We start from the raw sequence: 17,924 nt of genomic DNA on the forward strand, positions 1-17,924 counted from the left end.
GGCGCCCGAGCGCCAGCATCGGCACGTCGATCACCGGCACGGGCTGGCCGCCGCGCATCAGCAGCCCGGCGATCCATTCGGGTGCGCCGGGCACGGCCTTCGTGACCGCGAGCGGCAGCACCTCGTCGATGCCGGCCGCGTCGAGCGCATAGCGTTCGCCGTCGAGCTCGAACATCAGGAACAGCGCGTGGGCGCCGTTCTGCGGGTCGGCGCGCGTCACGCGTCGACCTTGAAGCGCGACACGCTGGTGCGCAGCTGGTTCGCGACGAGCGTCAGGTCGTCGATCGCCTGCGACGACTGGCGCAGCGACTCGGCCGTCTGCTGCGCGGCCTCCGACAGTTGCGACAGCGCCTGCGTGATCTGCTCGGCGCCGTTCGCCTGCGTCTGCATCCCTTCGTTGACCATCTGGAAGCGCGGCGCGAGCGTCTGCACCTCGGCGATGATCTGCGACAGCTGCCCGCCGACCTGCTGCACGTCGAGCATGCCGCGGCGCACTTCCTCGGAGAACTTGTCCATCCCCATCACGCCCGCCGACACCGCCGACTGGATCTCCTTCACCGTCTGCTCGATGTCGTAGGTCGCCACCGCCGTCTGGTCGGCGAGGCGGCGGATCTCGGTCGCGACGACCGCGAAGCCGCGGCCGTACTCGCCGGCCTTCTCGGCCTCGATCGCCGCGTTCAGCGACAGCAGGTTGGTCTGGTCAGCCACCTTGGTGATCGTCGCGACCACCTGGTTAATGTTCAGCGCCTTCTCGTTGAGGATCGCGAGCTTCGCGTTCACCGAACCGGCCGCGTCCATCACGCTGCGCATCGTCTCGCCCATCCGCGTGAGCCCGCTCTGGCTCACGCCCGCGAGCGTCGCCGACTGCTCGGCCACGCCGGCCACTTCGTTCATCGTGCGCAGCAAGTCGCGCGACGTCGCGAAAATCTCGCGCGAGGTCGCACCGATCTCGGTCGTCGTCGCCGCGGTTTCGTTCGCGGTCGCCTGCTGCTCGCGCGACGTCGCGGCGATTTCCGCCACCGACGTCGTCACCTGCAGCGACGACTGCTGCGCGCGTGCGACGAGCTCGGTCAGCTCGTCGGCCATCCGGTTGAAGCCCGTCTCGAGCGTGCCGAATTCGTCGCGGCGGCGCAGGTCGAGGCGGCGCGTCAGGTTGCCGGTGCGCATCACGTCGTGCACCTCGACGAGCCGCGCCATCGGTACGGTCACCGAACGGTACAGCACGTAGCCGAGCCCGAGCGCGGACAGCAGCACGAAGGCGACCGCAACCGCGAGCACGACTTCGGTGTCCTGCACGGATTCGCGGATCAGCTTCGCGGATTGCTCGGCGAACTTGCGGTTTTCCTGCACCAGCACGTTCGCGTTGCGCACGACCTCGGTCCACGCGGGCAGCGTTTTCGCGTATGCGGCGACGGCCTCCTCGCGCGACACGCGGCTCTTCTGCACGGCTTCGTTCAGCAGCGGCACGTAGCGGTCGTACGCACCGCGGAACGCCGCGAAGCGCTGCCGGTCGTCGTCGCGGAACGTCGTGCTCTGGTAGTCGACCGACAGCGATTCGATGTCCTTCAGCGCGTCGGAGATCTTCGCGAGATCGCGCTGCACGGTCTCGGCCTCGGTGTCGACGAAGGTCGCCTGCTGCAGCAGCGTGAACGATTCGTTGACCGAACCGCGCAGCGACGACGCGAGGTAGACGCCGGGCAGCGAGTCGCGCTCGATGCTGACGGCTTCGCTGTTGATCGCGCGCAATCGCTCGTAGGACACGCCGGCTGTCACCAGCATCAGCACGAACAGCACGCCGAAGCTGAGCAGGATGCGATTGCCGAGCGTCAGCCGGGCAGCGCCGATCGTCGGATGCAGGCTTTCATTGGTCGCGCGGGGCGTCACGGTGGCCATGTTCGTTATGGGCTTTATAAAATCAGCGTTGAAAAAATCCGCGCCCGCCTGCGCGCCGGACGGCGCGCCACGAGCGCATCAGGGTCTGCGGGCAGCGCGGCGCCGGCAGGCCGCGCCGCGAAATCACCGCTCCGCTTGCGCCGGCAGCCGAAGCGCGACCATGAAGCCGCGCGCCGTATTGCGCATCAGGATCTGGCCGCGATGCCGCGCCGCCGTCGCACGGACGAACGCGAGCCCGAGGCCGAAGCCGCCGCGCGCCGCGCCATGTGCGGATTCGAGCTGCACGAACGTCTCGGTCGCGGCCATGCGCTGCTCCGGCGCGATCCCGGCGCCGGTATCCTCGACACCGATCAGCCATGCACCGTCCTCGCTGCTCAGCGTGCAGTGCACGTCCGTGCCGGCCGGGCCGTACTTCAGCCCGTTGTCGATCAGGTTCGCGACCGCGCGCGTCAGCATCATGCGGTCGCCCATCGTCACGCATTCGGTATCGGGCACGTGCGCGGCGACCCGGCTGCCGAGCCCGGCCGCCTTCTCCCACAGCTGGTCGACGGCGTCGAGCACGATCTCGTTGAGACTCACGACCTCGTGCGCGCGGCGCTCGGACTGCGCGCGGGTCAGGTGGATGAAGCCGTCGGCCAGCGCGAGCGCGCGCCGCGCATGGCCGGCGATGCGCTCCATGATCGCCGGCATCTCGCCGTGTTCGGTCCGGTAGACGTCGAGCAGCGCGAGGATCGAGGTCTGCGGCGAACGCATGTCGTGCGACAGGAAATCGAGCGCCTCGTCGCGCTGCCGGGACATCAGGTAAGAATTCGAGTGATAGCGGATGCGGGCGGCCAGCTCCATTGCGTCGGGGAGCTTCACCAGATAGTCGTTCGCGCCGGCGATGAATGCCTCGCGCTTGACGATCGGCTCCTCCTTCGCGGACAGCACGATGATCGGTACGCGAGCGGTGCCGGCGTCCGCGCGCCACGCACGGACCAGATCGAGGCCGTCGATCTCCGGCATCACGAGATCCTGCAGGATGACAGTCGGCTTCACGTCGCGCGCCACCGCCATCGCCCGGTGCGCGTCGGTGCACACATGCAGGTCGATGTCGTGTTCGCTGCGCAGCGCGCGGCGGATCACCTCACCGACGAACGGTTGATCGTCGACGAGAAGGACCGATAACCCCGATTCAAGACAATCCGAGGCATTATCACCGCTCGATTCTTTCATAAATACAGTTTCAAACGCCGATTCTCCAATCGATTCTTTCATAGGAGTTGTTTATCAGACTTGGACGCTATCTTATTTCAGCGGTTGAAAACCCCGCCTGATTCCGCCGAATTGGCCTGTCGGCACCGCCTTGCTGGGTTTCGGACGCCGATTTCTCCCCGTTGGCGGCCGCATTACCTCCGCATCCTTTCTCTCAATAAACATAACCGGCTGATTCTAAATGAAATTAGAACACAGCATCTATCTCAATCCGGTTTAGTTTTGCCAAATATGCAGAAAGAGACGGAAACAGTTAAATCAGATCATTTCCGGATTCGAAAGACGATAACGTTTGCGAGACCGGCACGATAAGGTTTGCATGCGCTGCAAGGCTGGCTGCCTGTCGCATTTGAGGGCCGGATGAAAATCCGCCCAATCGGCAGGCGCGGAAAAGAAAAAAGCGCGCCGGGCAACGATCGGCCCAGGCGCGCTTCGAGCCGGTTGGCACCGGCCGCTCGATCGCGGTATGACGAAGGCGTGCGGCCTTACCCGCGCGCGTGCTGCGCGGACACTTCCTGCAGGTCGAGGTCGCGCTCGAGCGCGTGCAGCATCTCGTCGTGGATGTGGCCCGAACGGTGCAGGCGCAACAATTCCGTGCGCCCGGCCTTGATCGCGGCCAGCACGACGTCGTAGTGTGCGGCACGCACTTCCGCCGGATAGGTGGGCTCGTTCTTCGCCCGCTCGGTCAATTCCGCGCGATACGTGTACTGCTCGAGCAGGCGCGGATGGATCACGACCCCGTTCTCGTCGCGCACGAGCGGCTGGATCGCCGCGAGTTGCGCCGCCTCGATGTACGCCCACGTCTGCGGCTCGGTCAGGTGGTGCGCCGCGCGCTCTTCGCGCTGCGGCAGGCGCAGCAGCCGGATCAGCGGCCCGATCGTCGTGCCCTGCAGCAGCACGGTGACGAGGATCACCGCGAACGACGCGACCAGGATCACGTCGCGGCCGGGCATCGCCTCGGGCAGCGACAGCGCGATCGCCAGCGTGACGACGCCGCGCATCCCGGCCCAGCTCATGATCGTCGCGGCCTTCCAGTCAGGCGCTTCGCCGCGCCGCGCGATCCCGCGCACCGGCCACTTCAGCGCCTCGACCGCGTAGATCCACACGAAGCGCGACACGATCACCGCCGCCAGCACCGCGAGCATCGGCGACACCATCGTGGCGAGCACCTGCTCGAAGCCGCCGAGCCGGTGGATCGCACCGCGCAGCGACAGCCCGATCAGCACGAACACCATCGCTTCGAGCAGGAACACGATGACCTGCCAGAACGCGGTGCCGCGCGTGCGCACGGCCGCCGAGAACACCTCGTGCTGATGCCAGCCGATGATCATGCCGGCCGTGACGGTGGCGATCACGCCCGACACTTCGACCATTTCACCCGCGATATAGGCGATCCAGCCGGCAATCACCGCGACGGTGATCACGAGATAGTCGTCGTCGAGCAGCTTCAGGAACCACACGACGAGCTTGCCGACCACGATGCCGACCACCACGCCGCCGAGCCCGAGTTCCGCGAAACCCACGACAGCGTGGCCGAGGCTGAAGGTGCCCGACAGCGCCGCGACGACCGCGAAGCGGAACAGCACGAGGCCGGCCGCGTCGTTCAGCAGGCTCTCGCCTTCCAGCAGCACCATCAGCCGGCGCGGCAGCGCGACGCGTTCGAGCACGGCCTTCGCTGCAACGGCATCGGGCGGCGACACGATCGCGCCGAGCGCAAAGCATGCGGCCCACGGCAGCGACGGCGCCACCCAGTGCACGGCGAAGCCGACCGCGAACGTGGTAAACACGACCGCGCCGATCGCCAGCAGCAGGATGCCGCCGACGTTGCGCTTGAACTCCTCCCACACCGAGAAGTACGCGCCGTCCATCAGCAGCGGCGGCAGGAACACCAGCAGCACCAGTTCGGGATCGAGATTGATCGGCGGCAGGCCGGGGATGAATGCGATGCCGATGCCGCCGATCAGCAGCGCGGCCGCGGGCGGCAGCCGCAGCCGCTTGGCGATGCACTCGAGCGCGACGATCGCAAGGAATGACAACAAAACCAGCTTGAATGCCGAGACGGGAGACATGAATCGACCTCGTGAAGAATGAATACGCGCCTTCCGGTGTCGTACCCCGGTCGGCAGTTTGGCGCGATTACATCACGAGGCAAGGCCCGCAGTCGAGCGCGTTCGGGCAGCCGGCCGCGCAATGCGGGCACGGTGCGAGCCCGGCGCCGGCCCGATGGGCGCGACGCCATGAAAAACGGCACGCGGGCCGGCCCGATCGCCCGCCCGCGTGCCGTCGCGGCACCGCGCTGCCTGCCTGCGCGTTACCGGCGCCGCACGACCATCAACCGCGGCTCGGTCATGTCCTCGATCGCGTAGCGGATCCCTTCGCGGCCGAGGCCCGAATCCTTCACGCCGCCGTACGGCATGTTGTCGACGCGGAACGACGGCACGTCGTTGATCACGACGCCGCCGACCTCCAGCTCGTCCCACGCGCGCTGCGCATGCGTGAGCGAATCGGTGAACACGCCGGCCTGCAGCCCGAAGTCGCTGTCGTTCACGCGCGCGAGCGCATCGTCGAAGCGGTCGAACTTCTCGAGGATCGCGACGGGGCCGAACGCCTCCTTCCGGTACAGGTCCTGCTCGTGCCCGACGTTTTCCAGCAGCGTCGCCTCGAACATCGCGCCGTCGACCTGGCCGCCCGCGACGATCTTCGCGCCCGCCGCGACGGCCGCGTCCATCCAGCCCGACAGCCGGCGCGATTCGGATTCGGAGATCATCGGGCCGACGAATGTAGACGGATCCTTCGGATCACCCATCTTCAGCGAACGCGTCTTCGCGATCAGCTTCTCGCGCAGCGCGTCGTACAGATCGGCATGCACGAGGATCCGCTGCACGCCAATGCAGCTCTGGCCCGACTGGTAATACGCGCCGAACGCCAGACGCTCGACCACGTAGTCGAGCCGGTCGCGCTGGTCCGCATCGACGATCGCGGCCGCGTTGCCGCCGAGCTCCAGCACGACTTTCTTCTTGCCGGCCTTCTCCTTCAGCGCCCAGCCGACGGCCGGCGAACCCGTGAACGACAGCAGCTTGAAACGCTCGTCGGTCGTGAACAGGTCGGCGCCGTCGCGATGCGCGGGCAGCACCGAGAACGCGCCCTTCGGCAAGTCGGTTTCCGCGAGCACCTCGCCGATGATCAGCGCGCCGATCGGCGTGCGGCTCGCGGGCTTCAGCACGAACGGACAGCCGGCCGCCAGCGCCGGCGCGACCTTGTGTGCGGCGAGATTCAGCGGGAAGTTGAACGGCGAGATGAACGAGCACGGGCCGACCGGCACGCGCTTCGTGTAGCCCGTATAGCCCTGCGCACGCGCGGAGATCTCGAGGTTGATGATTTCGCCGTCGATACGCACCGATTCTTCGGACGCCACGCGGAACGTGTCGATCAGCCGCGTGACTTCGCCCTTCGAATCGTTGATCGGTTTGCCGGCCTCGATGCACAGCGCTTCGGCCAGCTCGTCGAAGCGCTCGCGAAAGCGCGCGACGCAATGGTCGAGCACGGCCTGCCGCTTGAAGGCCGGCAGCTCGCGCATCGGCTTCGCGGCATCCACCGCCGCGCCGATCGCCGCGTCGATGGCCTTCGCGTCGGCCAGCGCGACACGCGTCGCGACCTGGCCGCTGAACTTGTCCGTCACCTCCAGATCGGTGTTCGCGTAGACGGCTTCGTTGGCGAGGTAGTACGGATAGGTTTCCTTCAACATGGAACGACTCCTTCCTGTGAACGGGACATTCAGAGTTGCGCCGACAGGCGCTTGATTTCGCGGTTCAGCACGCGCTCGTTGTCCGAGTAGTCGATCGGCACGTCGATCACGTGCACGCCCGGCGACGCGAAACATTCGCGCAGCAGCGGCTCGAGATCGTCGGCCGATTCCACGCGATGCCCGTGCGCACCGTAGCTTTGCGCATACGCGACGAAATCGGGGTTCTGCAGCGTCATCGCGAAATCGGGGAAGTTCATGTTCTCCTGCTTCCAGCGGATCATCCCGAACGCGTCGTCGCGCAGGATCATCACGACGAGGTCGAGCTTCAACCGCACGGCCGTTTCGAGCTCCTGCGAATTCATCATGAAGCCGCCGTCGCCGCACACGGCGATCACCTTGCGCTGCGGATGCACGATCTTCGTCGCGATCGCCGACGGCAGGCCCGCGCCCATCGACGCGAGCGCGTTGTCGAGCAGCAGCGAATTCGGCTCGTGCGCGCGCCAGTAGCGGGCGAACCAGATCTTGTACATCCCGTTGTCGAGACACACGATGCCGTCGACCGGCATGGCGTTGTACAAATCGTTGACGATCCGCACCGGGTACATCGGGAAGCGCGGATCGTGCTGGCCCTTCTCCAGATGGGCGTCGAAATGCTCCTTGATCATCTCGAAGCGCGCGAAATCCCAATGCGGCTGCGGCGCGAGGGCCTCCTTCATCTGCCACACCGCGTTCGCGATGTCGCCCACCACCTCGATCTGCGGGAAGTAGACGGGGTCGACCTGCGCGCCGAGGAAGTTCACGTGGATCACGGTCTTGTCGTCGGTACGCATGAAGAACGGCGGCTTCTCGATCACGTCGTGACCGACGTTGATGATGCAGTCCGCATGCTCGATCGCGCGGTGCACGAAATCGCCGTCGGACAGCGTCGCGTTGCCGAGCCACAGCGGGTGCGTCTCGTCGATCACGCCCTTGCCCATCTGCGTCGTGAAGAACGGGATGCCCGTCTTGTCGACGAATTCGAGCAGCATCTTGCAGGTGGTCTTGCGGTTGCCGCCAGCGCCGATCATCAACAGCGGATGGCGCGCGGCCTGGATCGCGTCGACCGCATGCGCGACCGCCTTCTCCTCGGCCACCGGCCGCCGGCTGTAGCTGCGCGGGATCGGCTTGCCGTCGCCCTCCTCGTGCGCGATGTCTTCCGGCAGTTCGAGGTGCGCAGCGCCCGGGCGCTCTTCCTCCGCGCGGCGGAACGCCTCGCGCACGGCCGACGGGATGTTGCCGATCGACACGATCTGCCGCGTGAACTTCGTGAGCGGCTGCATCATGTCGACCACGTCGACGATCTGGAAGTGGCCCTGCTTGCTGGACTTGATCGGCTTCTGCCCGGTGATCATCAGCATCGGCATGCCGCCGAGCTGCGCATACGCGGCGGCCGTCACGAAGTTCGTCGCGCCGGGCCCGAGCGTGGCGATACACACGCCGGTGCGGCCCGTCAGACGCCCGTAGGTGGCGGCCATGAATCCGGCCGCCTGCTCGTGCCGGGTCAGCACGAGCTTGATCTTCGATCGCCGCAGCGATTCGAGCAGATCGAGGTTTTCTTCGCCGGGAATGCCGAACACGTACTCGACGCCTTCGGCTTCCAGCGCCTTCACGAACAGATCCGATGCTTTCATGGGGACTCTCGGTTGATGTCGCCTGCCCGGCCTACGGACACGCAGCGTTCAGAACGCGCGCCGGCCTACGGCACGCGGACGCTTTACCTACTGGACACAAACCACGGCACTGCCCGCCACGCAACACGCGCTGCACGGCGGCGCCTCCGGAAGCCGGAGGACAAACGGACCCGCCCGCGCGCGGCAAGCACGCACGGGCGGCAAAGACGTTTTTGATTGTAGACGGATTCGGAAGATCCCGACTTCGGCCTAACGGCCAATCGGCACGCAAACCAAGCGCGCGGCCCTACTGTAGCGGCAACGAAACTCAACACGCCAGACATGTGAACCATGGTTGACACATTGCAATCCATGCCCTACAGTGCGCCTACGTTCAGCATCCGGACCACCGACGTCTTCGACGCCTGGTTTGCCGGCCTGCCGGATCGCGTCGCGAAGCGCCGCATCCAGGCGCGCATCGACCGCCTCTCGATGGGCAATCCGGGCGTCTGGAAGTCCGCCGGCTCGCCGGTCGTCGAGATGCGGATCGACCACGGCCCCGGCTATCGCGTCTACTACGTGAGGCGCGGAACGATCTGGGTCATCCTGCTCTGCGGCGGCGATAAATCGACGCAACAGGCCGACATCCGCGCCGCGCACGCGATGCTCGCGCATCTCGACATGGAGTAACCGATGGACAAGATCAGCACCCGGCCGTGGGATTCGGCCGATCATCTGAAAACCGAAGACGACATGGCCGACTACTTCGAAGCGTGCCTGCAGGAAGCCAGCGACGATCCGGCCTTCATCGCGCACGCGCTCGGCGTGATCGCACGGGCACGCGGCATGTCGCAGGTCGCGCGCGATGCGGGCCTGTCGCGCGAAGGGCTGTACAAGGCGCTGTCGCACGACGGCAACCCGAGCTTCGGCACAATCCTGAAGGTCATCAAGGCGCTCGGCCTGCAACTGCACGGCTCGAAAGCGCACGCATGATGCGCGGGCGCGGCCCGTCGCGCCCGCCGCGCGACACCGGTGGCCGCGTCAGTGCAGCCAGCCGGCCGCCCAGCGCGGCACCAGCGACACCAGATACAACCCGAGCCCGATCAGCCCGCCGACCAGCGTGCCGTTGATGCGGATGTATTGCAGATCCTTGCCGATGTTCAGCTCGATCTGCCGCGACATCTCGCGCGCATCCCAGTTGCGCACCGTGTCGCGGATGTGGCGCATCAGGAAATCCGCGAAATCCGGCGCCATCTCGTGCACGGCCTTTTCGACGTGCTCGTTCAGCGACGCGCGCAATGCCGGGCTCTCCGAAAGCCGCGCACCGAGCCAGCCGCCGAGCATCGCGGCCTGCCGGTGCAGCGCCGAATCGGGGCGCGCGAGATCGGCCTTCAGCCACGCGCGCAACTGGTCCCACAGGTCGCGCACATACTCGTTGAACGCGGCGCCGTCGCGGATATAGCGCTTGATCTCCTCGCCCTTCTCGATGAACGCGGGGTCGTGCTTCAACCGTTCGGTCAGCCGCAGAACCGTCCGGTCGAAGCGCTGCCGCAGCTCGTGCTCGGGATCGGCCGCCACGCCTTCCAGCACGCGGCTCACCGCGCTCGCGAGCATCCGCGCGCCGTTCTCGCCGAACCACTGCGTCGGCATGATCTTCTCGACCTTCGGGTACTGCGTCTTCAGCCATTCGACGATGAAGCCCGCGATCACCTCGCGGTTCTCCTCCTTGTCAAGCACGTCGACCACCTGCTCGATCGCGTCGTCGAGCAGCGCCTGGTGACGGCCGTCCTTCGTCAGCGTGTCGAGGATCGCGCCGGCCGATTGCGACAGGTCGACCCGGTCGATCACCGCGCGAAACGCGTCGTGAACGAACGACTGGATCCGCGCGTCGTCGGTCATGTCGAGCGCGAAACTCATCAGCTTCGTCACATAGCCGCCGAGCGCCTCGGTGTTCGCCGGCTCGCCGAGCCACGCGCCGAGTTTCTGCGCGGGATCGTGCTGGCGGATCTGCGCGGCAAGCGCATCGGGGCCGAGGAACTTCTCGCGCACGAACACCGCGAGGTTGTCGGCGATCTTGTCCTTGTTCTTCGGAATGATCTCGGTATGGCGCGACACGAACGGGATCGGCACGCGGCGGAACAGCGCGACGACCGCGAACCAGTCGGCAAGCGCGCCGACCATCGCGGCTTCGGCCACGGCCTTGACGCCGTCGACCCACGGGCCGCGCGGCAGCAGGATCGTCGTGACGAATACCGCGACGGCGGCCAGCAGCAGCCACAGTGCGCGGCGCTTGCTGCGTTTCAGTTCGAGGGCTTTGTCTGGCGTCATGGGCAACCGGTCGGGCGAACGATGCCGCCAATATGCACCGAGTCGGCGGCCGCCGACAAATGACCGGCCCTTTTTTTATGACCTGATCACGGCGGCAGCCAGCCGGGCGGCCGAGCCATTCACACCCCGCTTTTCAGCCGACAGCCCACCCGCCTCCGGCTGGCTTCCTCCCTTCGCAACGACCGCCCCGACCCGTCCAGTTGCCCGCTCAGCCTTGCCAGCCGGACTGTCTCTCAATTTCGCGTTTACCCGGATAGCACGACGTCGTCGCGTCCGCTCAGACTGTATTCACATTTCGAGACACTGTCTCTCATATAGAGACGAACATCATGCTCAAGACACTCAGCAGCGCGCTGCAACTGATGCAGTACTTCACCGCCCAGCAGGCCGTATGGGGCGTCCGCGAACTCGCGAAGGAAAGCGGCGTGCATCACGCGATCGTCCATCGCGTGCTTGCGACGTTCGCGGCCGAGGGCTATCTCGTGCAGGACGATGCGGGCCGCTACGCGCTCGGGCTGCGCTGGTTCGAGATGGGCGAGATCGTGCGGCGCTCGCTGTCGCCGTCGCAGATCGTCGAGCCCGCGCTGCACCGGCTCGCGCAGCAAAGCGGCGAGACCGTGTTCCTGTCGCTGCTCGACGGTTACGAAGGGCTGTGCCTCGACATCGCGCACGGCGACCAGCAACTGCGCTTCTCGATCGAGGAAGGCCAGCGCTTCGCGCTGCATGCGGGCGCGCACGGCAAGGCGATCCTCGCGTTCCAGCCCGATTCGATGCGCGACGAAGTTTTCGCCCGTGCGACGAAGTCCGGCCAGGCGGTCGACCGCGCGGCCATCGAGGCGCGCCTCGATGTGATCCGCGAGAACGGCTGGGCCTACACCCGCGAAGAAGCCGCCACCGGCGTCGCGGGGCTCGCGGTGCCGCTCACCGCAAAGGGCAGCCGCTCGGTCGCCGGATCGCTCGCGATCTCGGGGCCGATGCAGCGTCTCGACGAATCGGCCGTGCCGCGCCTGCTCGATGCGCTGAACGACGCGCGCCGCAAGATCGAAAGCGTGCTCAGCCTGATGCGCTGAGCACGTTCCACCACCCGTTACCGCTGTCGCACACCACAACAAACGACAGGCATCCGGAGGAGAACCCATGAACGCCCTTCAAGACGCGCCGGCCGGCGAACCCGCCGCGCCCGCCACCCCGCCCGGCGCCACGCGCGTCCGTTTCGCCGAACCCGTGCTGCTGATCGTGTCGGTCCTGCTATCGGTGCTCGGCGCGATCATCGGCATGCAGCTGATCGTGTCGCTCGGCATCTCGGCGAACACGTCGATCATCGGCGCGCTGATCGCGATCGTGTTCTCGCGCATCCCGCATGAACTCGCGCGGCGCTTCCGCGTGCTCGAACGCCAGAACCTCGTGCAGACGGCCATCTCGTCGGCCACGTTCGGTGCGGCGAACTCGCTGATGATCCCGATCGGCGTGCCGTACGCGATGGGCATGCCCGAACTCGCGACGCCGATGCTGATCGGCGCGCTCGCCGCGATGCTCGTCGACGGCACGATGCTGTACCTGCTGTTCGGCAGCCGGATCTTCCCCGCCACGGGCAGCTGGCCGTCGGGCGTCGCGACCGCCGAAGCGATCTGGGCCGGCGACCGTGGCGGCCGCAAGGCCGCGTTCCTCGGAATCGGCGTCGCGGTCGGCGTGGCCGGCGCGTGGCTCGGCATTCCGATGTCCGCGTTCGGCGCGGCATTCCTCGGCAACCTGGCGGCGCTGACGATGTTCGGCCTCGGCCTGCTGATCCGCGGCTACTCGGTCGCGCTGACCGGCGTCGACATCGCGAAGGCCTACATCCCGCACGGCGTGATGATCGGCGCGGGCATCGTCGCCATGCTGCAGGTGTCGACCGAGATCCGCCGCGCACGCCGTGCGCCGGTCGACGAAGCCGGCACCGGCGACGTGTCGCCGCTGCGCGCAGGCCGCATCCTCGGCCTCGGCTACGTCGTCTACATGCTGATCGCGCTGGTGATCGTCGGCTGCACGGGCGGCTTCTCGGAGATGTCGACCGGCATGCTGATCGTGTTCGTGCTGTATGCGGCGTTTTCGGCGTACATCCACGAGCTGATCGTCGGCATCGCCGCGATGCACTCGGGCTGGTTCCCCGCCTTCGCGGTCGCGCTGATCACGCTGACGATCGGCATCCTGATCGGCTTCCCGGCGCCCGCGCTCGCGGTGCTGGTCGGTTTCTCGGCCGCGACGGGCCCCGCCTTCGCCGACATGGGCTACGACCTGAAGACCGGGTTCCTGCTGCGCGGTTCGGGCCAGGACCCGGCGCTCGAAATGGCCGGCCGCCGCCAGCAGTTCCTCGCGGCGACGCTCGGCTTCGTCGTCGCCGGCATCGTGGTCGTGCTGTTCCACCACGGCTTCTTCAGCCGCGACATGCTGCCGCCGGTCGATCGCGTCTACGCGGCGTCGATCAAGGCCGGCTCGTCGTGGGACATCGCGCGCGACCTCGCGATCTGGGCCGTACCCGGCGCGCTGCTGCAGTGGCTCGGCGGCGCGAAGCGCCAGCTCGGCGTGCTGCTGTCGACCGGCATGCTGCTCACGTCGCCGCTCGCGGGCTTCGCCGTGCTGATCGGCCTCGCGATCCGCTTCATCCTGCTGCGCACGCGCGGCGAACGCGACATCGCCGAGATGAGCGCATTCGCGGGCGGCGTGATCGCGGGCGACGCCCTCTTCAGCTTCACGCGCTCGCTCATCAAGCTCAAGTAATCCGTTTCACCGACAGGACTTCAGATGGACATCACTGCAATCCGCGCCGATACGCCGCTGACCGCATCGACGATCTACCTCGATACGGCCGCCGCGTCGCTGCCGCCCGAGCCCGTGCTCGACACCGTCAACGACTATCTGCGCGACACCGGCCGCGTCGGCATCTACCTGCCCGCGTTCCGCAAGGCCACCTATGCGCGTGTCGATGCCGTGCGCACGCAGCTCGCCGCGTTCCTCGGCGCGCTGGCCGACGAGATCGCATTCACGAAGAACGCGACCGAAGCGATCTCGCTCGTCGCGCAGGGGCTGCGCTGGCAGCCGGGCGACGAAGTGCTCGTCGCCGATACCGAGATGCTCAGCAACCTGCTGCCGTGGAAGCGGCTCGAAGCGACGCACGGCATCGTCGTGAAGATGATCGCCGCGAACGACGAAGGGCTGCTCGCGCCGGGCGCATTCGCGCAGGCCATCACACCGCGCACGCGCCTGCTCACCTTCTCGCACGTGCCGAACTCGTCGGGCGCACTGCAGGACGCCGCCGCGCTGTGCGCGGTCGCCCGCGCGCACGGCGTGCTGTCGCTCGTCAATGCATCGCAAAGCGTCGGGATGGTCGAGACCGACGTGCGCACGCTCGGCTGCGATTTCCTCGCCGGCTGCGGCCGCAAGGCGCTGCGCGCGACGGAAGGCTCCGGCTTCCTCTACGTGCAGCGCGACCGGATCGACGCGCTCGAACCGGTGCTCGCCGGCTGGTGGAACGGCGCGTACGACCGGACGACCGGCGCGCTGTCGTTCGTCGCCGGTGCGAAGCGCTTCGAAGCCGGCTGCCCGATCGTGCCCGCGATCCTCGGCCTCGGCGCCGCGCTCGACTATGCGCAGCGCATCGGCGTCGCGCAGATCGAGGCGCGCGTGCGCGACCTCACCGCCTACGCGGTCGAACGCTTCGCGACGCTGCCCGGCTTCGAGCTGTACGGCCCGCGCGATGCGGCGCGCCGCATCGGCATCGTGCCGTTCAACCTGCGCGGCATCGATCCCGCGACGATCGTCGCGGCGCTCGAGGCGCAGCACTGCATCATCGAGGCCGGCAACTTCATGGCCGATGCGATCCTCGCACGCTACGGCGTGTCGACGATGGCCCGCGTGTCGCTGCACTACTTCAATACCCGCGAAGAAATCGACCGCGTCGCCGACCTGATCCGCGCGGCAGCCCGCTAATCCCCGCCCTACCCGACCCGACTACCGATACAGAAACAGGAGCCACCATGAACCAACGCTTTCTGCTGATGAGCAGCTCCCGCAAGGACGCGCTCGGTTATCTCGAACACGCGACCGAACAGATCCACGCGCTGTTCCGCCACGAAGCGCGCAAGATCGTCTTCGTGCCGTACGCCGGCGTGTCGTTCAGTTTCGACACCTACGAAGGGATGGTGAAGCCGGTGTTCGAGAAGCTCGGCTATGCGCTCGAATCGCTGCATCACAGCTCCGACCCGCGCAAGACGATCGAGAATGCCGACGCAATCGCGGTCGGCGGCGGCAACACGTTCGCGCTGCTCAAGCGCATGTACGACGCGAATATCGTCGACGCGATCCGCGCGCGCGTGCACGCCGGCGTGCCGTACGTCGGCTGGAGCGCGGGCAGCAACGTCGCGTGCCCGACGATCCGCACGACCAACGACATGCCGATCGTGCAGCCGCCGACGCTGCGCGCGCTCGGCCTCGCGCCGTTCCAGATCAACCCGCACTTCATCAGCGGCAAGCCGGCCGGCCACAACGGCGAGAGCCGCGAGGAACGCCTCGGCGAATTCCTCGACATCAACGCGCCCGAGCAGGTGTTCGCGCTGCCCGAAGGCTCCGCGCTGCTGTCCGACGGCACGACGGGCACCGTGCTCGGCGAGCGCGGCGCGCTGCATTTCGCGAGCAAGACCGACGTGCGCACGCTGGCGGAAAACGCTACCTTCCCGCTCGCGTCGATCACGGGCCCGGCCGGCATCGACTCGTGGCCTGACTTCCAGAAATAAGCGCCGGATATCCCTTTTAAAAAAACAGTCCCATATCGGTTAGGAGACCTTTTCATGAAGAAGCAGCTTGCCGGACTCGCGCTGTTGGCCGGCGCGACGGGCGTCGCGCATGCCCAGTCCACCGTGACGCTGTATGGCGTCATCGACGTCGCGATCGGTTACCAGACGCACACCAACCCGTCCGGCGACCGCACGATCGGCCTGCAACAGGGCAACGAGGGCTTCCTGTCCGGCAGCCGCTTCGGGCTGAAGGGCAACGAGGCGCTCGGCAACGGCTGGAAAGCCGGCTTCACGCTGGAGAACGGCTTTCTCGCGAACAACGGCAAGCTCGACCAGCAGGGCCAGCTGTTCGGCCGCCAGGCGTTCGTGAAGCTCGGTCACGAGCGCTGGGGCGAGCTCGCGCTCGGCCGGCAGTACACGACCGGCAACACGATGCTGTACTACGTCGATCCGCTCGGCGTGGGCGCCGCACCGACCAATTCATGGCAGGTCTACCTGGTCGGCCAGCGCTACGACAACGCGGTCAGCTACACCGGCACCTACGGACCGATGCAGGTGATCGCCGAGTACGCGTTCGGCGGGATCGCAGGCGACACGCGGGCACGCTCGTCGATGTCGCTCGGCGTCAAGTACGAATCGGGCCCGGTGACGCTGATCGGCGATGCGCAGCAGACGCGCGACACGCAAAGCCGCCGCGCGCGGATCTACCTCGCCGGCGCGAAAGCCGCGATCGGCAGCGTGAACGTGTTCGCGAACTACCTGCACAGCGATCGCGACGCCGGCTTCGATTCGTCGAACGGCGGCGCCGACACCGCGTCGATCACGAGCATGGCGTCCGGTTCGCCGACCGCCGCCGTCACGATCAACTCGGTGTTCGACTCGCATCGCCGCGACGACTTCTTCACCGTCGGCGCGAGCTGGCGTGCGACACCCGTATGGAATTTCGTCGTCGCGGGCATGCACAACCGCACGCTCGCCGACGGTTTCAACGGCGCGCGCAGCACCGTGTACGGCGTCGCCGACTACAGCCTCAGCAAGCGCACCGACGTGTACGTCGCGACGTCGTACGAATGGACGCGCGGCGGCTGGTCGGGCCTGTTCGGCAACACGACGACCAATGCGGCCGCCGCGACAGGCGCCGCACTCAACGGCCGCAACGAGCAGCTTTCCGTGCTGCTCGGCCTGCGGCACTTCTTCTGACCCACCGCGCATTCGACCGATGCGGCCCGCGGCGCGGCGCACGACCACCGCATCGGCAACCTGAATCAAGAGGCATTCGATGGCACTGAAACAGACCCTCGTCATTTTCGACGCGCTCGATGGCGCGACCGTCAACGGGCAGCATATTGCCGCGCTGTTCGCGCCCTACGCGGCGCACGGCGTGACGGTCGAGGTCACCACGGTCAACAACGAGCCGCCGGAAGACCCGACGAAGACGACCGACTTCATCACGATCGTGATTCCCGGCTCGCACGGCAAGACGGCCGGCGGCGATGCACGCACGCTCGGCATCGTCGGCCGCAACGGCGCGATCGGCGCGCGGCCCGCGAAGTTCGGGATGGTGTCGGACGCGGACGGCCCGATCGGCTCGCTCGCGGCCGCGCTGAAACTCGCGGAGATGAAGGCGAACGGCGACGTGCTGCCCGGCGACGTGATCGTCACGACGCACCTGTCGACCGATGTATCGATGAGCGAGAACAACGGCGTGCCGTTCATGGGGATGCCGGTTTCGTCGGCCACGATGAACCGCTACGAAGTGACGCCCGACATGGATGCGATCCTGTCGCTCGATGCGTCGAAGGGCAACCGGATCGTCAAGCAGCGCGGCTTCGCGCTGTCGCCGACCGCGATGCAGGGTTACATCCTGCGGATGGCGCCGGATCTCGTGTCGATCATGGAATCGACGACCGGCATGCCGGCCGTCACGTTCCCGATCTCGCTGCAGGACATCACGCCGTACGACAACGGACTGTCGCACTTCAACAGCATCATGCAGCCGCACGTCGGCACCGACAAGCCGGTGGTCGGCGTCGCGATCACCGCGCGCGCGGTGGTCGGCGGCAGCGATTCGAGCGCGAGCCACGAAGTCGATCTGGCCGAAGCCGTGCGCTTCTCGGTCGAAGTCGCGAAGCGCTTCACGGCCGGCGCGTGCGAGTTCTACGACGCGAACGAATGGCGCAAGATCCGCCACGCGTATCCGGATCTCAGCGTGTTCCAGGGGTACGGCAAGGCCGCTTGACGAAGGAGCGCACGGCGCGGCCGGATGACCGGGCCGCGCCGCGCGTC

Annotated in this window: 15 protein-coding genes; 8 read left to right on the forward strand and 7 right to left on the reverse strand. The window is 67.1% G+C overall.

The annotated features are described in order from the left end of the window. From G3N99_RS00760 to G3N99_RS00785, 6 genes are all read right to left on the reverse strand, one after another. Positions 1-220 (reverse strand): chemotaxis protein CheW (locus tag G3N99_RS00760; RefSeq protein ID WP_206121359.1); only part of this gene is annotated, 220 nt, incomplete at its 3' end. Next, positions 217-1,893 (reverse strand): methyl-accepting chemotaxis protein, encoded by a 1,677-nt coding sequence (locus tag G3N99_RS00765; RefSeq protein ID WP_174938761.1) that lies wholly within the window; start codon positions 1,891-1,893, stop codon positions 217-219. The genes G3N99_RS00765 and G3N99_RS00760, both read right to left, overlap by 4 nt. Positions 1,894-2,016: 123 nt before the next feature. Continuing rightward, a complete protein-coding gene (locus tag G3N99_RS00770) occupies positions 2,017-3,150 on the reverse strand; it encodes a hybrid sensor histidine kinase/response regulator (RefSeq protein ID WP_174940935.1) in 1,134 nt (377 codons plus the stop codon). A gap of 482 nt (positions 3,151-3,632) precedes the next feature. Beyond that, complete coding sequence (locus tag G3N99_RS00775) at positions 3,633-5,216, reverse strand: Na+/H+ antiporter (RefSeq protein ID WP_174938762.1); 1,584 nt, start codon at positions 5,214-5,216, stop codon at positions 3,633-3,635. A gap of 242 nt (positions 5,217-5,458) precedes the next feature. Further along, positions 5,459-6,892 carry an aldehyde dehydrogenase family protein gene (locus G3N99_RS00780; protein ID WP_206121360.1) on the reverse strand — a complete coding sequence of 478 codons (1,434 nt, stop codon included), beginning with the start codon at positions 6,890-6,892 and terminating at the stop codon, positions 5,459-5,461. 29 nt (positions 6,893-6,921) lie between these two features. Continuing rightward, complete coding sequence (locus tag G3N99_RS00785) at positions 6,922-8,562, reverse strand: acetolactate synthase large subunit (RefSeq protein WP_174940930.1); 1,641 nt, start codon at positions 8,560-8,562, stop codon at positions 6,922-6,924. Between the two features lie 351 nt (positions 8,563-8,913). On the opposite strand from G3N99_RS00785, the gene G3N99_RS00790 reads away from it, so the two are divergent. Together G3N99_RS00790 and G3N99_RS00795 are read left to right on the forward strand one after the other, a co-directional pair. After that, complete coding sequence (locus tag G3N99_RS00790) at positions 8,914-9,231, forward strand: type II toxin-antitoxin system RelE/ParE family toxin (protein WP_241011389.1); 318 nt, start codon at positions 8,914-8,916, stop codon at positions 9,229-9,231. 3 nt (positions 9,232-9,234) lie between these two features. Further along, entirely contained in the window at positions 9,235-9,534 is a 300-nt protein-coding gene (locus G3N99_RS00795) for an addiction module antidote protein (protein ID WP_206121362.1), read from the forward strand. Positions 9,535-9,582: 48 nt separating this feature from the next. Here the strand turns inward: G3N99_RS00795 and G3N99_RS00800 are convergent, their stop codons facing one another. Further along, entirely contained in the window at positions 9,583-10,869 is a 1,287-nt protein-coding gene (locus G3N99_RS00800; protein WP_174938769.1) for a DUF445 domain-containing protein, read from the reverse strand. A gap of 329 nt (positions 10,870-11,198) precedes the next feature. Between G3N99_RS00800 and G3N99_RS00805 the strand changes: the two genes are divergently transcribed. The 6 genes from G3N99_RS00805 (at position 11,199) to G3N99_RS00830 (ending at position 17,877) form a co-directional block, all read left to right on the forward strand. Continuing rightward, a complete protein-coding gene (locus tag G3N99_RS00805) occupies positions 11,199-11,939 on the forward strand; it encodes an IclR family transcriptional regulator (RefSeq protein ID WP_174938771.1) in 741 nt (246 codons plus the stop codon). Positions 11,940-12,006: 67 nt separating this feature from the next. Further along, the gene (locus G3N99_RS00810) at positions 12,007-13,626 is read left to right on the forward strand and encodes an OPT/YSL family transporter (RefSeq protein ID WP_174940926.1); all 1,620 of its coding nucleotides are present in this window, start codon (positions 12,007-12,009) and stop codon (positions 13,624-13,626) included. 24 nt (positions 13,627-13,650) lie between these two features. Then, a complete protein-coding gene (locus G3N99_RS00815; RefSeq protein WP_206121363.1) occupies positions 13,651-14,835 on the forward strand; it encodes an aminotransferase class V-fold PLP-dependent enzyme in 1,185 nt (394 codons plus the stop codon). 47 nt (positions 14,836-14,882) lie between these two features. Then, positions 14,883-15,638, forward strand: a complete 756-nt coding sequence (pepE, locus tag G3N99_RS00820) for a dipeptidase PepE (RefSeq protein WP_206121364.1) — start codon at positions 14,883-14,885, stop codon at positions 15,636-15,638. A 54-nt stretch (positions 15,639-15,692) separates the two neighbouring features. Further along, the gene (locus G3N99_RS00825) at positions 15,693-16,838 is read left to right on the forward strand and encodes a porin (protein WP_206121365.1); all 1,146 of its coding nucleotides are present in this window, start codon (positions 15,693-15,695) and stop codon (positions 16,836-16,838) included. 79 nt (positions 16,839-16,917) lie between these two features. After that, complete coding sequence (locus tag G3N99_RS00830; RefSeq protein ID WP_174940918.1) at positions 16,918-17,877, forward strand: DUF1177 domain-containing protein; 960 nt, start codon at positions 16,918-16,920, stop codon at positions 17,875-17,877. Positions 17,878-17,924: the final 47 nt, after the last annotated feature.

Origin of the sequence: Burkholderia sp. Ac-20392 (assembly GCF_017104585.1) — a bacterium.
Lineage (GTDB): Bacteria > Pseudomonadota > Gammaproteobacteria > Burkholderiales > Burkholderiaceae > Burkholderia > Burkholderia lata.

Bases quoted from the DNA above. Each gene is read 5' to 3' on its own strand.
- G3N99_RS00765 (WP_174938761.1), bottom strand. From the start codon at position 1,893: ATGGCCACCGTGACGCCCCGCGCGACCAATGAAAGCCTGCATCCGACG.
- G3N99_RS00770 (WP_174940935.1), bottom strand. From the start codon at position 3,150: ATGAAAGAATCGATTGGAGAATCGGCGTTTGAAACTGTATTTATGAAA.
- G3N99_RS00775 (WP_174938762.1), bottom strand. From the start codon at position 5,216: ATGTCTCCCGTCTCGGCATTCAAGCTGGTTTTGTTGTCATTCCTTGCG.
- G3N99_RS00780 (WP_206121360.1), bottom strand. From the start codon at position 6,892: ATGTTGAAGGAAACCTATCCGTACTACCTCGCCAACGAAGCCGTCTAC.
- G3N99_RS00785 (WP_174940930.1), bottom strand. From the start codon at position 8,562: ATGAAAGCATCGGATCTGTTCGTGAAGGCGCTGGAAGCCGAAGGCGTC.
- G3N99_RS00790 (WP_241011389.1), top strand. From the start codon at position 8,914: ATGCCCTACAGTGCGCCTACGTTCAGCATCCGGACCACCGACGTCTTC.
- G3N99_RS00795 (WP_206121362.1), top strand. From the start codon at position 9,235: ATGGACAAGATCAGCACCCGGCCGTGGGATTCGGCCGATCATCTGAAA.
- G3N99_RS00800 (WP_174938769.1), bottom strand. From the start codon at position 10,869: ATGACGCCAGACAAAGCCCTCGAACTGAAACGCAGCAAGCGCCGCGCA.
- G3N99_RS00805 (WP_174938771.1), top strand. From the start codon at position 11,199: ATGCTCAAGACACTCAGCAGCGCGCTGCAACTGATGCAGTACTTCACC.
- G3N99_RS00810 (WP_174940926.1), top strand. From the start codon at position 12,007: ATGAACGCCCTTCAAGACGCGCCGGCCGGCGAACCCGCCGCGCCCGCC.
- G3N99_RS00815 (WP_206121363.1), top strand. From the start codon at position 13,651: ATGGACATCACTGCAATCCGCGCCGATACGCCGCTGACCGCATCGACG.
- pepE (WP_206121364.1), top strand. From the start codon at position 14,883: ATGAACCAACGCTTTCTGCTGATGAGCAGCTCCCGCAAGGACGCGCTC.
- G3N99_RS00825 (WP_206121365.1), top strand. From the start codon at position 15,693: ATGAAGAAGCAGCTTGCCGGACTCGCGCTGTTGGCCGGCGCGACGGGC.
- G3N99_RS00830 (WP_174940918.1), top strand. From the start codon at position 16,918: ATGGCACTGAAACAGACCCTCGTCATTTTCGACGCGCTCGATGGCGCG.